Below are 14,315 nucleotides of genomic sequence, written 5' to 3' on the forward strand. Positions count from 1 at the left end.
CCGTCGTTCCCGATGGCATGATCCACATCAGACGCGGACTCGGTACGGCCGCCGTGGCGCTCGCCGCCCGGCGGCCCTGACCGCCACCGCCCCTGCTCCTGCGCCGACGTCTGCCCGCCCCTGCCGTTCTGGGCCCGCTGAAAGCCGGTTGACGCCCCTGTGTGGCCTGCCTAGCCTCCACTGGACACATCTGGACGGGTAGGGCGGCGATGACGGAAATTCAGGACTCCCCCGACAGCAGACCCACGGCCCGGCAGCTCCAGGTGGAGACGCACGGGCTGGACGTGATCGGCGGCGCCGAGCGCAAGGGCACCCCGCGTGCCCTGTTCTGGCCCTGGTTCGGCGCCAACGTCTCGATCCTGGGCCTGAGTTACGGGGCCTTCGCGCTCGGGTTCGGGATCTCCTTCTGGCAGGCGCTGATCGCCGGGGTCATCGGCATCGTCTTCTCGTTCCTGCTGTGCGGCCTCATCGCCGTGGCCGGCAAGCGCGGCTCCGCGCCCACGATGGTGCTCAGCCGGGCCGCCTACGGCGTCCGGGGCAACCGGCTGCCCTCGGTGATCTCCTGGGTGCTCACCGTCGGCTGGGAGACCGTGCTCTGCGCGCTCGCGACCATGGCCACCGCCACCGTCTTCGGACGGCTCGGCTGGGGCGGCGGCACCGGGACGAAGGCCGTCGCGCTCGTGGTCGTGGGCGCGCTGACCGTGGTCGGCGGCGTGATGGGCTTCGACCTGATCATGCGGCTGCAGACCGTGATCACCGTCGTCACGGGTGTGCTCACCGTCGTCTACATCGGGCTCGTCGCCGACCACATCCACTGGAGCACCGTCAGCGCGATCCCGGCCGGCTCCGGGGAGAAGTTCATCGGAGCGCTGGTGTTCATGATGACCGGCTTCGGCCTGGGCTGGGTGAACGCGGCCGCCGACTACTCCCGTTATCTGCCCCGCCGTTCCTCCAGCCGGGCCGTGATCGGCTGGACCACCTTCGGCGCGTCCGTTGCCCCGCTGCTCCTGCTGGTCTTCGGCCTGCTGCTGGCCGGCTCCTCCACCAAGCTGAACGCCGCGGTCGCCGCCGACCCGATCGGCGCGCTGACCACCATCCTGCCCACCTGGTTCCTGGTCCCCTTCGCCGTGGTGGCGGTGTTCGGCCTGGTCGGCGGCGCGGTCCTGGACATCTATTCCTCGGGCCTCGCCCTGCTCTCGGCGGGCATCCGGATCCCCCGCCACCTGGCCGCCTTCGTCGACGGCGTGCTGATGATCGCGGGATCCGTCTACATCGTCTTCTTCGCCGGCGACTTCCTGGGCCAGTTCACGGGCTTCCTCACCACGCTGGGCGTCCCGATCGCCGCCTGGTGCGGGATCATGCTCGCCGACCTCCTCCTGCGGCGGCGCGACTACGACGAGGCCGACCTCTACCGGCCCACGGGCCGCTACGGCGACGTACCGCTCCTGCCGCTGCTGTTGACCGTCGTCGCCACCGCCCTCGGGTGGGGCCTGGTCACCAACTCGGCCGCCAGTTGGCTCACGTGGCAGGGCTACCTGCTCGACCCCTTCGGCCTCGGAGGCAAATCCGGCGCCTGGGCCTACGCCAACCTCGGCGTCCTCGCCGCGCTCGTCCTCGGCTTCCTCGGCACCCTCGCGGGTCGTGCCCGCGTCGACGCGCAGGAGGCTCAGGCGCCGAGCCCGAGGGACGCGGGAGCCGCCGTATGACCGGCGGCCTGCTCACCGTCATCGACATGCAACGCGTCTTCGCCGAGCCGGACAGTCCCTGGGCCGCCCCCCGGTACGCCGAGGCGGCGGCCGGTGTACGAGGCCTGCTGCCGGCCTTTGGCGACCGGGTCACGTTCACCCGCTTCCTGGCCCCGGCGAAACCCGAGGGTGCCTGGCGGGCGTACTACTACCGGTGGCCCTTCGCGCTCCAGCCGCCGGACGCCCGACTGTGGGAGCTGACCGAGGACTTCACCGATCACGCCCACCCCACGCTGGACGCGACGACCTTCGGCAAATGGGGCCCGCGACTCGCCACCCTCCTCGGCCCCGACAACCGCCTCGTCCTGACCGGCGTCAGCACCGACTGCTGCGTGCTGTCCACCGCCCTCGGCGCCGCTGACGCGGGAGTGGAGGTCGTGGTGGTCGCCGACGCGTGTGCGGGAGCCGACGACGACACGCACGAGCGCGCCCTTCGACTCATGGACTCCTACGGGCCGTTGATCCGCCTGACCACGGTCGCCGAGCTCCTCGCGGAGCGAGGATGACCCCCGTGCGCCGGCGTCAGGACTGCGGGCCGTCCGTACTGCCGTTGTTCCAGCGGGAGTTGGACGACGAGGCGCTGCGCGCGTATGTGCTCGCGAAGGACGTCGTGTACGCGGGCGGGGGCAACACGGCGAACATGCCGGCCGTCTGGCGCGTGCACGGCATGGACCGCCTGCTGCGCGAGGCCTACGACCGGGGCGCCCTCCTGTGCGGCACCAGTGCCGGCGCCAACTGCTGGGCCGAGGCCTCGAGCACGGACTCCTTCGGCCCGCTGGTGAACCTCCACGGCGGCCTGGGTCTGCTGTCCGGCTCGGTCTGCCCGCACTACGACGTGGAACCGGGCCGGCGCCCCTCCTACCGGGCGGCGGTGGCCGACGGGTCGCTGCCGGGAGGGTGGGCACTGGACGACGGGGCGGCGGCGCTCGTCGCGGACGGGCGGCTGACGGAGACGGTGTCCGGGGCTGCGGGCTCACATGTGTACCGCGTCGAGACCGACGGGCGGGGCGGGGTGCGGGAGCACGTCGTGCCGGGACGCCCGCTCGGCTGACCTTCGCACGGCTCGGACGCTCGGGTGGGCCGCCGCCTGGCTCGGCTGGGACCAGTACACCGGTGTGCGGGCGGACGGCACGACCACCGGGCCGTACGCGGCGTGGCAGGTGACCGCGCCCGGACGAGCCGGGACACCGGAAGCCCGGGGGCACCGGCAGCAGGTCGCCGGTCATTGTCCGGCGCCGGGCAGGAATGGGCCGCTCCGGATCGGGTACGCGACCAGGACCGCGCCCGGGAGCGATCTTGCCCGGGTGGGCCGTACCACCACCGCTACCAGGGGATCTGCCATGGAGACACCCGCCCACGACCACACCACCCCGCCGGCCCGGCAGGCGTTGGACGCCCTGGCCGTGAACACCGAGGACACGATGGCGCTGGACACGCTCGCCGGCAGCGAGGTGCTGGTCCCCGTGCCCGACGACGCGAATCCGGAGGACGCGACCGATCCGAGCGCCGTGGCCCTGCCCGTGCTGGAGCAGCCGGGCGGCGACCCGGTGGTGCCCGTGTTCACCTCGGAGGGGGAGATGGCCGAGCTGCTGCCGTTCGTCTCCCGCTACCGCCTGGTACCGCTCGGCGCGCTCGCCTCGCAGTGGCCGGCCGACGACCTGTCGCTCACCATCGACGCCGGCTCCGAGCACCCGCTCACGCTCACCTCGGAAGGCGTACGCACGCTGCTGGCCAGGCCCTGAGACCGTGGGGCGGCCCGGCCGCCCATGACGGTGCGACGAGGCCCCGTTCGTCGCCGCGGGCCACAATGACCGCATGACATGGATCTCCGGCGTGGCCGGCGGGCTGCTGCTGGTGGTCCTCGTGGGCAGTGTCCTGCGCACCCTCGTGGTGCCGCGGGGCCTGTACTCGATGCTGGTCTACCGGCTGTGGTGGCTGCTGCGCCGCCTGCTGCGGCTCGCCGCGCCCGGCGGTGGGTACGACGCCATCGACCGCGCGCAGACCTGGCTCGCCCCGTTGATCCTGATCGGCATGCTCACCACCTGGCTCGGCGGCGCGCTGCTCGGGTTCGGGCTGCTGCTGCACGCCCTGTCCGGGCTGTCCTGGGGCAGTTCCTTCCGCGAGGCGGGCTCCAGCCTGCTCACCCTCGGCTTCGCCAGCGGCGACCGGCTGCGACTGTCCGCGCTCGACTTCGTCGCGGCGGCCACCGGCCCCGTCCTCATCGCCCTGCAGATCGCCTACCTGCCCACCCTCTACGCCGCTTACAATCGCCGCGAGCTGGAGGTGACCCTGCTCCAGTCGCGGGCCGGCGAGCCCGCCTGGGGTCCGGAGATCCTGGCCAGGCAGTGGCTGGTCGACACCGAGACCGCCCTTCCGGAGCTGTACCGGGCCTGGGAACGGCTGGCCTCCGACATCGGCGAGAGCCATTCCGCGTACCCCGTGCTGATGGCGTTCCGCTCACCGCGCCCCTACCGGCACTGGCTGGTCGGCCTCGTCGCCGTGATGGACGCGGCCGCCATGCAGCTCGCGCTCACCCCGGGCGCCGCCCCGCCTGCCGCCCGCCTCGTCCTGCGCGCCGGTTTCACCGCGCTGCGGGACATGGCCCGCGTCCAGCGCATCCCCTTCGACCCCGACCCCGCCCCGGACGCCCCCGTGCGGCTCACCTACGAGGAGTTCGAGGCCGCGGCCGCCATGCTGGAGGCGGCGGGCTTCCGTGCCGAACGCCCCACCGCCGAGGCCTGGCCGCACTTCCACGGCTGGCGCGTCAACTACGAGGCGATCGCCTACGAGTTGTGCCGCCGCTGCGACGCCGTGCCCGCGCTGTGGACGGGGCCGCGCGACTTCGCGTCGAGGCCCGTTCCGCCGCGCCGGCCCGCGGACCGCAGACCCGGCGACGGGCGCCCCGAGGCACCTGCGGCGGGCTGAGCCGTGGTCCGGCGGATCAGAAGGCGACCGCCATGGCCAGGCAGGCGAGGCCGAGGACGAACACGGCGGCGATGAGCAGACCGATCACGGCCGTGCCCCGGCGGTGGCCGCCGACAGCGGAAAGGTGACGCCGGTCAGTTCCTCGGAGACGGTCCACAGACGGCGGGCGCTCTCCGGGTCGCTGGCCGCGGCGGAGCGGCCCACCAGGGTGGGGGCGCCGCGCATCTCACCGAGACCGTCCGGACCGATGTAGCTCGCGCCGGGCAGGTCCTGGACGGCGGCGTAGAGGGTGGGCAGGGCGCCGGCCTTGTTGTCCTGGGCGATGAAGCGGTTGCCGACCTGCATGAAGGCGCGGCGCAGCGCGCTGCCGTCGTGGTTCTGCAGGTTGGTGGCGGCCCAGCCGGGGTGCGCGGCCAGGGCTCGTACGGCCGAGCCCGACTCGGCCAGACGGCGCTGGAGTTCGAGGGTGAACAGCAGGTTGGCGAGCTTGGACTGGCTGTAGGCCTTGATCGGGGCGTACTCACCGGTCAGGTTGAGGTTGTCGAAGTGGATGCGGGGGCTGCCGGGCATCCGGTGGGCGCCGGAGGACACCGTCACCACGCGGTCGGTGATGTGCGGCAGCAGCAGGTTCGTCAGGGCGAAGTGGCCCAAGTGGTTGGTGCCGAACTGCGTCTCGAAGCCGTCCCTCGTGGCCGACTCGGGGATGTTCATGACGCCGGCGTTGTTGACGAGCAGGTCGAGAGCGCCCTGCCAGCCGGCGGCGAACTCGCGCACGGAGGCGAGGTCGGCCAGGTCGAGCCGGCGCACCTCCACGCTGCCGTGCACGCCGGCCGCCGCGGCCTCCCCGCGCCGGGGGTCCCGTACGGCGAGCACCACGTGCGCGCCCGCGCCGGCGAGCGCCTCGACGGTGGCGATGCCCAGGCCGCTGTTGGCGCCGGTGACGACGGCGGTGCGGCCGGTCAGGTCGGGGATGTCGGTGACGTTCCACTTGCTGGGTGCAGTAGTCATGCCAGCGAATGTAGGCGTCGCCAACAATGCTGTCAATGTCAACAATGGTGACGGTGGCAACAATGTAGGCGGGATAAACATGACCGGTACACTGACGCCCATGCACACCCGCACCCGCCGCTACCACCACGGAGACCTGCGCGCCGCGCTGCTGACCCGCGCCGAGGAGACGCTGAAGGAGAAGGGGCCGTCCGCCCTGTCGCTCCGGGAGCTCGCCCGGGACCTGGGCGTCAGTCATGCCGCGCCGAGCCGGCACTTCAAGGACAAGCAGGCACTGCTGGACGCGCTGGCGCTGGCGGGCTTCGAGCGGCTGGCGGTGGCGCTCGAGCGGTCACGCGGGAGCGCGGGCGAGTCGTTCGCGGAGCGCCTGGACGTCATGGTCCGCGCCTACGTGGACTTCGCCCGGCAGAACGCGGCGCTGTTGGACCTGATGTACTCCATCAAGCACGACCCGGAGGCGTCCGAGGCGCTCAGGGAGGCGGCCGAACGCTGGGCGGAGGTGCTGGTGTCGGTGATCGACGAAGGGCAACGGCGGGGTGAGGTGCGCGAGGGGCCGCTGGAGCGCGTCGGCGTCCCGGTGTTCGCCGTCCTGCACGGTTACGCCGGCCTGGTCACCGCCGGGATGCTGCCGCCCGAAGTCGCCGGGTCCGGGCTCGACGAGGTGATCGCGTTCGCCCTGCGCGGCTGTGCGCCGGACGGGTCATAGGGCACCCTGGCCCAACATCCGCTCCAACGTGGCCCGTTGCAGCGGCAGGACCTCGGCGTGCAGGTCGCGGCCCTTGCGGGTGAGGGCGACGTACACGCCGCGTCGGTCCTCGGTGCAGACGGAGCGCTCCACCAGGCCGTCCTTCTCCAGTCGGCCGATGAGCCGGGACAGCGCGCTCTGGCTGAGATGCACCCGGCCGACCAGGTTCTGCACCCGGCACTGGTCGCCCTCGCGGGGCGCCTCGGACGCGAGGATGTCGAGCACCTCGAAGTCGCTCGCGCCGAGGCCGTGCGGGTGCAGCACCCGGTCGATCTCGCACATCGTGCGGGCGTGCACGGACAGGATGTCCCGCCACTTCTCCTCGAGCCCGGCCCCGGCCGTCTTCGCTGCCATACCCGCACGGTAACACCGAACGAGCCATTCGTTGAGCGTGCAACCAATGCGGGTGCATGCAGCGGGCGGTCGTCAGGCGGTCGGGTCCTGGAGCAGCCCGACCAGGTTGCCGTCCGTGTCCTTGAGCGAGGCGATGAGCCGGCCGTTGCCGACGTCACGGACGTCCTGCACGACCTCCGCGCCCGCTTCGACCAGCGCCGCCAGCCGACCGCGGATGTCGCTCACGTGCCAGTACGGCACCGGCCCGGTCAGGCCCTGGGCGTGTCCGTTGGGGTCGAGGCCGACGTCCTGACCGGCGTCCTTGAAGCCGACGTAGTACGGCTCGTCCGCGTACGGCTCCACTTCCAGCAGGGCGGTGAACAGGGCCTTCGCCCGGTTGACGTCCTTGACGGGGTAGATGATCGTCTTCAGGCCTGCGGTCATGGCGAGCTCCTCCGTAGGGGCGGATCCGACTGGTTTTCGCCGGTGGTCCCACGCTAGGACGGGGGAGCGGCAGGTGGCTTCTCGGATCCTGACCGGTTGCGCCGACGGGTGCGCAGCGCTCCGCCAGGGGCACCCGTCCGTGCAGTCGTGCGAGACGGGTACGCGCTCCGAACACGCCCCGCCGAGTCGGCCGCAGGCCGATTGAAGGGGAGGAGCACCGTGCCGGCTGGCTCGTGGGGGCCGGTGCCGGCCGGAAGGCGTCTGGCCCGAGGACGTCCGGCTGATGCGGGAGGCCGGCGTCACGACGGTGAGTGTCGGGATCTTCTCCTGGGCGCTGCTGGAGCCCTCACCGGGGACGTACGACTTCGGCTGGCTCGACCGCCTGCTGGACCTGCTGCACGACAACGGCATCCGCGTCGACCTGGGAACCCCCACCGTCTGCCCGCCGGCCTGGTCCTACCGGGCGCACCCCGACGCCCTGCCGGTGACCGACACGGGCGTGCGCTACGAGTTCGGCTCCCGCGGCGCCATCTGTCACAGCAACGCCGCGCACCGCGCCGCCGCCGCGGACATCACCACCCGCCTCGCCGAGCGCTACGGCGACCACCCGGCCCTCGAGCTGCCTACCCGTTCACCCTCGCCCAGGACGACTCGCTGGAGAACCAGATCGACACCAGCAGCGAGCTGGTCACCGGCCATCCGGCCACCCAGGCGGGACAGCTGGCGTGGATGAACGCCGTCGCCGCCGTCGTGGAGGCGGTCCCGAACCACAAGGGACTCGGCGTCTTCTACTGGGAGGCCCCCTGGACCGCGGTCACCGGCAACGGCTGGGACCCGGCCGACCCGAGCTCCGGCAACGGCTGGGAGAACCAGGCCCTGTTCGACTACAACGACAAGGCCACCTCGGCCATGAGCTGGTTCAGCCACCGCTGAACCCACCGGCCGAAGGCCCGGTCGCAGGGGAGCGGCCGGGTCCTCGCCCTTTTCCGGACGATGCTCGCTCGTGCCGGTCCCGCCCTCCGGCCGGAGGGCGGCTCCGGGCGCACAGGACCGTCCGGTCCCGGCCAAGGGCCCATGAGTACCCGACACGGCGGTCTGCCGTGCGGGACAGTGGGAAGACGCGGTGTGAGGCGGTCCGTCCGGAAAGGGGGACGAGATGTTGAGGACTCCCGTCAGCGCGACACGCCTGGACATCCTGGAGTGGCTGAAGGACCCGGCCGCCCACTTCCCACCGCAGCCCCACGGCGACCTCGCCGAGGACGGCGTCACCGCGGACGCCGTCGCCGCGAAACTCGCCGTGCCCCGCGCGGTCGCCGTCACCCACCTCGACCTGCTCGCCGCGGTGGGTCTGCTGCGCACCCGCAGAGTCCGCCGGCGCACCTACTACCGGCGTGACGAGATGCGGGTCGCCGAGGTGGCGCGGATGTTCGAGAAAGGCTGGTAGGGAGTAGCGGTCCGCCTAGACCGTGCCCTCCGACGACCGCATGGGCGTCGGCCCCTGCTTCTGAGGGGGCTCCGCCTCGTCGTCCTCGTCCGTGTACCCGAACCGCTCGCACAGCAGCCGCCCCAGCAGAGCGCCGCCGTAGACGACGAAGCCCACGCCGACCAGCCAGGACTCCACGACCAGGATGGCGCCCACGGGGCCGTAGCTGATGGCGTTGGTCACGAGCAGCGGGGTGAACACCACGTACGAGAACCAGCGCAGGCCCACCAGGCCCGCCATCGTGGCCAGAGCGCCCGGCAGCAGATGGAGCCAGCGGACCTGGCGGTGCAGCAGGAAGCGCGGGCTCCACCAGAAGAACAGCACCCCGACGGCCAGGCTGAGCGGAATGCGGGGCGGTCCCTGCAGCACGTTGCGGGTCTGCACCTGCGTGTACACGTACATCATCAGCACCAGCAGCCACACCACTTGCTGCCACAGCCGGTGCCAGGGGCCGGCGTACGGCTTCCAGATCCGCTCGTAGCCGCTCTGCACGCTGGACGCGAAGGACAGGCCGAACAGCGCCAGCAGCGCCACACTCCAGGCGCTGGTGGTGCTGACGACCCGCTTCGGCGGCCCGAAGACGCTGGTGAGCGCGTGCGCCGAGCGGCCGGACAGGTCCATGCCGTCCACCAGCCACAGCGCGAACCCGCCGTGCCCGAGCGGATCCGCCGCCGCGACCACGATCAGCAGCGGCGCCAGCGTGACCAGGGCGAGGGTCGCGAACCCCATGGCCCGGTGCAGCAGTTCCAGTTCCTTGCCCCGCCGGTGCAGCTCGGCGAACCCCAGCCGATGCCACCAGGCGGCCGAGCGGTGCATGGGACCACCCCTTCTTGTCTCCGGTACGCCTCTGGGCGCATGGTCCGGTGGGGACACTGGTGGCGATGTCCTGAGTGGCCAGGAAACCCCGGAGGTAAACCCCTTCGGGTGATGCGGTACCCGGTGTGCCATCGCCCGCATGCCAGCATGAACTGTCCGACCTCGTCGAGGAGGTTCCCATGGACCGTGCCACCGAACTCGTCCCGCTGCGGTACGTCGCCATCGGCGGCCGGGGCCCCGAGGACGTCGTCGCCGACGCCCGGGGCCGGGTGCTGACCGGAGTGGAGGACGGCCGCATCCTGCGCGTCGACGGACTGACCGGTCCCGGCCCGGCCCGCGTCGAGGTGCTCGCCGAGACCGGGGGGCGCCCCCTCGGCCTCGAACTCCTGCCCGACGACGTCCTGCTGGTGTGCGACGCAGAACTCGGGCTGCTGCGCGTCGACCTGCGCGAGGGCATCGTCCGGATCCTCGCCGACTCGGTGGCGGGGGAGCGGCTGCGGTTCTGCAGCAACGTCGTGTCGCTGTCCGACGGCAGCGTCTGCTTCACCGTCTCCAGCCGCAGCCACCCCCTCGACGAGTGGATCGGCGACATCGTCGAGCACACCGGCACGGGCCGGCTGCTGCGCCTCCCGCCGGGCAGCGAACGCCCCGAGGTGCTGCTGGACGGGCTGCAGTTCGCCAACGGCCTGGCACTGAGTGCCGACGAGTCCTTCCTGGTCGTCGCCGAGACCGGCGCCCGCCGGCTCAGCCGTTACTGGCTGACCGGGGCGAGGGCCGGGCACGCCGAGCCCTTCGCCGAGAACCTGCCCGGCATGCCCGACAACATCTGGCGCGCCGCCCCCGACGGCCCGATCTGGGTCTCCCTGGCCGGTCCGCGCGTCCCCCCGCTCGACCTGCTGCACCGCGCCGCCCCCGCCGTCCGCCGCGCCGCCGCCCGCATCGCCGTCCGCGCCCCCTACCGCCCCACAGGCACCATCGGCGTCCTCGCGGTGGACGACCGGGGCGAGATCGTGCACCACCTCACCCGCCGCCGCTCCGGCTACCGCATGGTGACCAGCGTCTGCGAGGCCGACGGGCACCTGGTCCTGGGCAGCCTGTGGGAACGGGGCCTGGCGGTGTGCGAGCGCCCGGCCCCGAAGTGACCACGGCGCGGCCCGGACGCTACCCTGAAGCCCTGCCGCGGCTTGACGCGGCGCGGTGGTGGGGCCCGCCGTACCCGAACCGCGGCAGTGACGCCGCCAACGGTCCCTACTTGCGAAGCAGCGGCGCCCGTCTGCCCGGGCCCCGGCGAGTAGGAGACGTACGACCATGACAGCCCCGGAAGCCGAGAGCCTCCGCGCCCGGCCGCGCGCCCCGCGACGGCCTGCCTGGCGTGGCCAGGTACCCGTGGTCGCGGTGGTGGCGCTGGGCGGGGCGATCGGCGCCACCGGCCGTTACGCGCTCTCCCTGTGGTGGCCCACCCCGGCCGGCGGGTTCCCGTGGGCGACCTTCTGGACCAACGTCGTCGGCTGTGCCGTGATCGGCGTGTTCATGGTCGTCATCACCGACGTGTGGGCCGCCCACCGCCTGGTGCGGCCCTTCTTCGGCACCGGCGTGCTCGGCGGCTTCACCACCTTCTCGACCTACGCCGTCGACGTCCAGAAGCTGATCGACGCCGGCCATCCCCGCACGGGGCTGGCCTATCTGGCCGCGACCCTGCTCGCGGCGCTCACGGCGGTGTGGCTCGCGGTGGCCGCGGCCCGCCGCGTCCTGAAGTGGAGGCAGCCATGACGAGGCTGACCGGCAGCGCCCTGAGGGTGACCGTCTTCATCGGCGAGAACGACACCTGGCACCACAAGCCCCTGTACTCGGAGATCGTGCACCGCGCCCACGCGGCCGGACTCGCCGGCGCCAGCGTCTTCCGCGGCATCGAGGGCTTCGGCGCCTCCTCGCTGATCCACACCTCGCGGCTGCTGTCGATGAGCGAGGACCTGCCGGTCGCGATCGTCGTCGTGGACACCGAGGAGCGGGTACGGGCCTTCCTGCCGCAGCTCGACGAACTCGTCGCCGAGGGACTGGTGATCCTCGACGACTGCGAGGTGATCCGGTACGTCGGCCGCGAGGACGGCCCGGGCACGGCGGGCGCGAGGGGCCGGAAGTCGTGAACTGGGTGTTGGTCGTCCTGGGTGCCATGATCGGCGCCCCGCTGCGCTATCTGACCGACCGCGCGGTCCAGTCGCGGCACGACTCCGTGTTCCCCTGGGGCACGTTCCTGGTGAACGTCTCCGGCTGCCTGGTCCTCGGCCTGCTGACCGGAGCGGTGGCCGAGGGGGCCGCGGGGGTCCATCTGCAGCTGCTGATCGGCACGGGGCTGTGCGGGGCCCTGACCACCTACTCGACCTTCTCCTACGAGACCTTGCGGCTCACCGAGACGGGTGCCGGGCTCTACGCTGCCGCCAACGTCGTCGGCAGCGTGACGGCGGGCCTCGGCGCGGCGTTCGTCGGAGTGTCCCTCGCGCACGCCTTGTGGGCCGGGTGACCGGCACTCTGAGCAGCTGAGACCGCCCGGCGTGAGGTGGTATTCAGGCCCCACGCCCCGTGAATCTCCTTTTTCACGCCCCTTGACATCTCCCGTACGTCACCCGGAGGATCGCTCCCGTGAACCTGTCAGACAGCAAGACAGCCAGTCAGGGTCCGCGGCGTGTCAGCGCCCTGGAAGCGGTCCTCGGGCATCTGCGTGCCGCCATCGAGAACGGCGAGTACGCGGTCGGGGAGAAGCTGCCCTCGGAGGCCGAGCTGTGCCGCACACTCGAGGTCAGCCGGCCCGTGCTGCGCGAGGCCCTCAGGGCGCTGCAGACGATGGGCCTGACCGTCTCCAAGACGGGCAAGGGCACCTTCGTCGTCGCGAACGCCGTCGAGGACCCCACCTTCGGCGACTACGCGGCCAGCGACCTGCTGGAGGTGCGCCGCCACGTGGAGATCCCGGTGGCGGGCTACGCGGCCCTGCGCCGCACGCCCGAGGACCTGGACCACCTGGCGCACCTGCTGGAGCGCATGGAGCGGGAGACCGACACCACCTCGTGGGTCGCCCTCGACACGCTGTTCCACCTCGCTGTCGCCCAGGCCGCCCAGAACCCGGTCTTCCGCCGGGTCATCGAGGAGATCCGCGACGCACTGGCGCGTCAGTCGGCCTTCCTCAACGAACTGGGCGGACGCCGCGAGCAGTCCAACCGCGAGCACCGGGCGATCGTCGAGGCGCTGATGGACGGTTCCGAACTCGACGCGGTGGACGCCATGGCGCACCACCTCGACCGCGTCGAGACGACCCTCACCGACATCGTGCGCCCCGCGCGCGCGGAAACACCACCGGAAGGCGGACCCGAGGCGTGAGCGAGCACCTCAAAGACGAGACGCGCACAGCGGCCGCACATGTGGACGCCGGGGACGCGGGCTACCGCAAGTCCCTCAAGTCCCGGCACGTCAACATGATCGCCATCGGCGGCGCCATAGGCACCGGTCTCTTCCTCGGCGCGGGCGGCCGCCTGGCCGACGCCGGACCCTCCTTGTTCATCGCGTACGCGGTCTGCGGCGTCTTCGCCTTCCTGGTCGTGCGCGCCCTCGGCGAACTGGTCCTGTACCGGCCCTCGTCCGGTGCCTTCGTGTCGTACGCCCGTGAGTTCCTCGGCGAGAAGGGCGCCTACACCGCCGGCTGGATGTACTTCCTGAACTGGGCGACCACCGGCATCGCCGACATCACCGCGGTGGCCACCTACACGCACTACTGGGGCATGTTCTCCGACATCCCTCAATGGTTGATCGCATTGATCGCCCTGGCCGTCGTCCTGACGGTCAACCTGATCTCCGTCAAGATCTTCGGTGAGCTGGAGTTCTGGTTCGCGATCGTCAAGGTCAGCGCGCTCGTGGTCTTCATGTGCATCGGCATCTTCCTGCTGGTCACCCAGCACCCCGTCGACGGCACGCACCCCGGCCCGGCCCTGATCACCGACAACGGCGGCGTCTTCCCCAACGGCCTGCTGCCCATGCTGCTGATCATCCAGGGCGTCGTCTTCGCCTACGCCTCCGTCGAACTGGTCGGCGTCGCGGCCGGCGAGACCGAGAACCCCGAGAAGATCATGCCGAAGGCGATCAACTCGATCATGTGGCGCGTCGGCCTCTTCTACGTCGGCTCGGTGGTCCTGCTGTCGATGCTGCTGCCGTGGAACAAGTACAGCGCCGCCCAGAGCCCCTTCGTGACCGTGCTGTCCCACGTCGGCATCCCCGCGGCCGGCGGCGTGATGAACCTGGTCGTCCTCACCGCGGCCATGTCCTCGCTCAACTCCGGCCTGTACTCCACCGGGCGCATCCTGCGCTCCATGGCGATGTCCGGCTCCGCGCCGAAGTTCACCTCGGTGATGAGCCGCAGCCAGGTCCCGTACGGCGGCATCCTGCTCACCAGCGGTATCTGTGTCCTGGGCGTCGGCCTGAACTTCGTCGTTCCGGCGGACGCCTTCGAGATCGTCCTGAACTTCGCCGCGATCGGCATCCTCTCCACCTGGGGCATGATCATGATCTGTCACCTCCTCTTCTGGCAGAAGACGCAGAAGGGCGAGCTGACCCGCCCCGGCTACCGGCTGCCGGGCTCCCCCTGGACCGAACTCGTGACGCTGGCCTTCCTCGCCTCCGTCCTGGTCCTCATGTACGCCGACGGAGGCGCCGGCCGCACCACCGTGCTGTGCCTGCCGCTGATCGTGGGGGCCCTGGTCGGCGGATGGTTCGGCGTCCGCCGCCGGGTCGGGCGCACGTCCAACATCTAGGGGGCGTCTTGAAAGCCCCGCAC

At 71.8% G+C, this 14,315-nt stretch carries 17 protein-coding genes and 2 pseudogenes; 15 read left to right on the forward strand and 4 right to left on the reverse strand.

The window, feature by feature from the left end; genetic code table 11:
• Positions 1–209 precede the first annotated feature (209 nt).
• The 5 genes from ACIRVK_RS33705 to ACIRVK_RS33725 all read left to right on the forward strand — a co-directional run bounded on the left by ACIRVK_RS33705 (position 210) and on the right by ACIRVK_RS33725 (position 4,670).
• Positions 210–1,706 (forward strand): purine-cytosine permease family protein, encoded by a 1,497-nt coding sequence (locus ACIRVK_RS33705; RefSeq protein WP_404253883.1) that lies wholly within the window; start codon positions 210–212, stop codon positions 1,704–1,706.
• Entirely contained in the window at positions 1,703–2,251 is a 549-nt protein-coding gene (locus ACIRVK_RS33710; protein WP_404253885.1) for a cysteine hydrolase family protein, read from the forward strand. Before ACIRVK_RS33705 ends, ACIRVK_RS33710 begins: the two co-directional genes overlap by 4 nt.
• Entirely contained in the window at positions 2,140–2,796 is a 657-nt protein-coding gene (locus tag ACIRVK_RS33715; protein WP_404253887.1) for a Type 1 glutamine amidotransferase-like domain-containing protein, read from the forward strand. The genes ACIRVK_RS33710 and ACIRVK_RS33715 overlap by 112 nt, the downstream gene beginning before the upstream one ends.
• A 289-nt stretch (positions 2,797–3,085) precedes the next feature.
• Entirely contained in the window at positions 3,086–3,487 is a 402-nt protein-coding gene (locus ACIRVK_RS33720; RefSeq protein ID WP_404253969.1) for an SseB family protein, read from the forward strand.
• A gap of 73 nt (positions 3,488–3,560) precedes the next feature.
• Positions 3,561–4,670 (forward strand): hypothetical protein, encoded by a 1,110-nt coding sequence (locus ACIRVK_RS33725; protein WP_404253889.1) that lies wholly within the window; start codon positions 3,561–3,563, stop codon positions 4,668–4,670.
• Positions 4,671–4,754: 84 nt separating this feature from the next.
• Here ACIRVK_RS33725 and ACIRVK_RS33730 read toward each other — a convergent pair whose 3' ends face one another.
• The gene (locus ACIRVK_RS33730) at positions 4,755–5,678 is read right to left on the reverse strand and encodes an oxidoreductase (RefSeq protein ID WP_404253891.1); all 924 of its coding nucleotides are present in this window, start codon (positions 5,676–5,678) and stop codon (positions 4,755–4,757) included.
• A 100-nt stretch (positions 5,679–5,778) separates the two neighbouring features.
• Here ACIRVK_RS33730 and ACIRVK_RS33735 point away from each other — a divergent pair, with 100 nt between their 5' ends.
• A complete protein-coding gene (locus ACIRVK_RS33735; protein WP_404253893.1) occupies positions 5,779–6,384 on the forward strand; it encodes a TetR/AcrR family transcriptional regulator in 606 nt (201 codons plus the stop codon).
• On the opposite strand, the gene ACIRVK_RS33740 is transcribed toward ACIRVK_RS33735, so the two are convergent.
• Positions 6,379–6,777, reverse strand: coding sequence for a MarR family winged helix-turn-helix transcriptional regulator (locus tag ACIRVK_RS33740; RefSeq protein ID WP_404253895.1), 399 nt, complete (start codon positions 6,775–6,777; stop codon positions 6,379–6,381). The two genes, ACIRVK_RS33735 and ACIRVK_RS33740, sit on opposite strands and share 6 nt — an antisense overlap.
• A gap of 72 nt (positions 6,778–6,849) precedes the next feature.
• Complete coding sequence (locus ACIRVK_RS33745; protein ID WP_404253897.1) at positions 6,850–7,200, reverse strand: VOC family protein; 351 nt, start codon at positions 7,198–7,200, stop codon at positions 6,850–6,852.
• Positions 7,201–7,426: 226 nt separating this feature from the next.
• Here ACIRVK_RS33745 and ACIRVK_RS33750 point away from each other — a divergent pair.
• The 3 genes and pseudogenes from ACIRVK_RS33750 to ACIRVK_RS33760 all read left to right on the forward strand — a co-directional run.
• A pseudogene (locus ACIRVK_RS33750) lies at positions 7,427–7,822 on the forward strand (beta-galactosidase); the annotation flags it as partial.
• Positions 7,822–8,133 (forward strand): annotated as a pseudogene (locus ACIRVK_RS33755) (glycosyl hydrolase 53 family protein); the annotation flags it as partial. The pseudogenes ACIRVK_RS33750 and ACIRVK_RS33755, both read left to right, overlap by 1 nt.
• A gap of 223 nt (positions 8,134–8,356) precedes the next feature.
• Positions 8,357–8,644: an ArsR family transcriptional regulator gene (locus tag ACIRVK_RS33760; protein ID WP_404253899.1), complete on the forward strand. Its 288-nt coding sequence runs from the start codon at positions 8,357–8,359 to the stop codon at positions 8,642–8,644.
• A gap of 15 nt (positions 8,645–8,659) precedes the next feature.
• On the opposite strand, the gene ACIRVK_RS33765 is transcribed toward ACIRVK_RS33760, so the two are convergent.
• A complete protein-coding gene (locus ACIRVK_RS33765) occupies positions 8,660–9,499 on the reverse strand; it encodes a ribonuclease BN (RefSeq protein ID WP_404253901.1) in 840 nt (279 codons plus the stop codon).
• 179 nt (positions 9,500–9,678) lie between these two features.
• Here ACIRVK_RS33765 and ACIRVK_RS33770 point away from each other — a divergent pair, with 179 nt between their 5' ends.
• From ACIRVK_RS33770 to ACIRVK_RS33795, 6 genes are all read left to right on the forward strand, one after another.
• Positions 9,679–10,641 (forward strand): SMP-30/gluconolactonase/LRE family protein, encoded by a 963-nt coding sequence (locus ACIRVK_RS33770; protein WP_404253903.1) that lies wholly within the window; start codon positions 9,679–9,681, stop codon positions 10,639–10,641.
• A gap of 166 nt (positions 10,642–10,807) precedes the next feature.
• Positions 10,808–11,269, forward strand: a complete 462-nt coding sequence (gene crcB, locus ACIRVK_RS33775; RefSeq protein WP_404253905.1) for a fluoride efflux transporter CrcB — start codon at positions 10,808–10,810, stop codon at positions 11,267–11,269.
• Positions 11,266–11,643: a DUF190 domain-containing protein gene (locus ACIRVK_RS33780; protein ID WP_404253907.1), complete on the forward strand. Its 378-nt coding sequence runs from the start codon at positions 11,266–11,268 to the stop codon at positions 11,641–11,643. The genes crcB (ACIRVK_RS33775) and ACIRVK_RS33780 overlap by 4 nt, the downstream gene beginning before the upstream one ends.
• Positions 11,640–12,017 (forward strand): fluoride efflux transporter CrcB, encoded by a 378-nt coding sequence (gene crcB / locus ACIRVK_RS33785; protein WP_404253909.1) that lies wholly within the window; start codon positions 11,640–11,642, stop codon positions 12,015–12,017. Before ACIRVK_RS33780 ends, crcB (ACIRVK_RS33785) begins: the two co-directional genes overlap by 4 nt.
• A gap of 173 nt (positions 12,018–12,190) precedes the next feature.
• The gene (locus ACIRVK_RS33790) at positions 12,191–12,868 is read left to right on the forward strand and encodes a FadR/GntR family transcriptional regulator (protein WP_404253971.1); all 678 of its coding nucleotides are present in this window, start codon (positions 12,191–12,193) and stop codon (positions 12,866–12,868) included.
• On the forward strand, positions 12,865–14,292 hold the full coding sequence (locus tag ACIRVK_RS33795; RefSeq protein WP_404253911.1) for an amino acid permease: 1,428 nt from the start codon (positions 12,865–12,867) through the stop codon (positions 14,290–14,292). Before ACIRVK_RS33790 ends, ACIRVK_RS33795 begins: the two co-directional genes overlap by 4 nt.
• Positions 14,293–14,315: the final 23 nt, after the last annotated feature.

This window comes from Streptomyces sp. NPDC101152 (assembly GCF_044768275.1).
Lineage (GTDB): Bacteria > Actinomycetota > Actinomycetes > Streptomycetales > Streptomycetaceae > Streptomyces.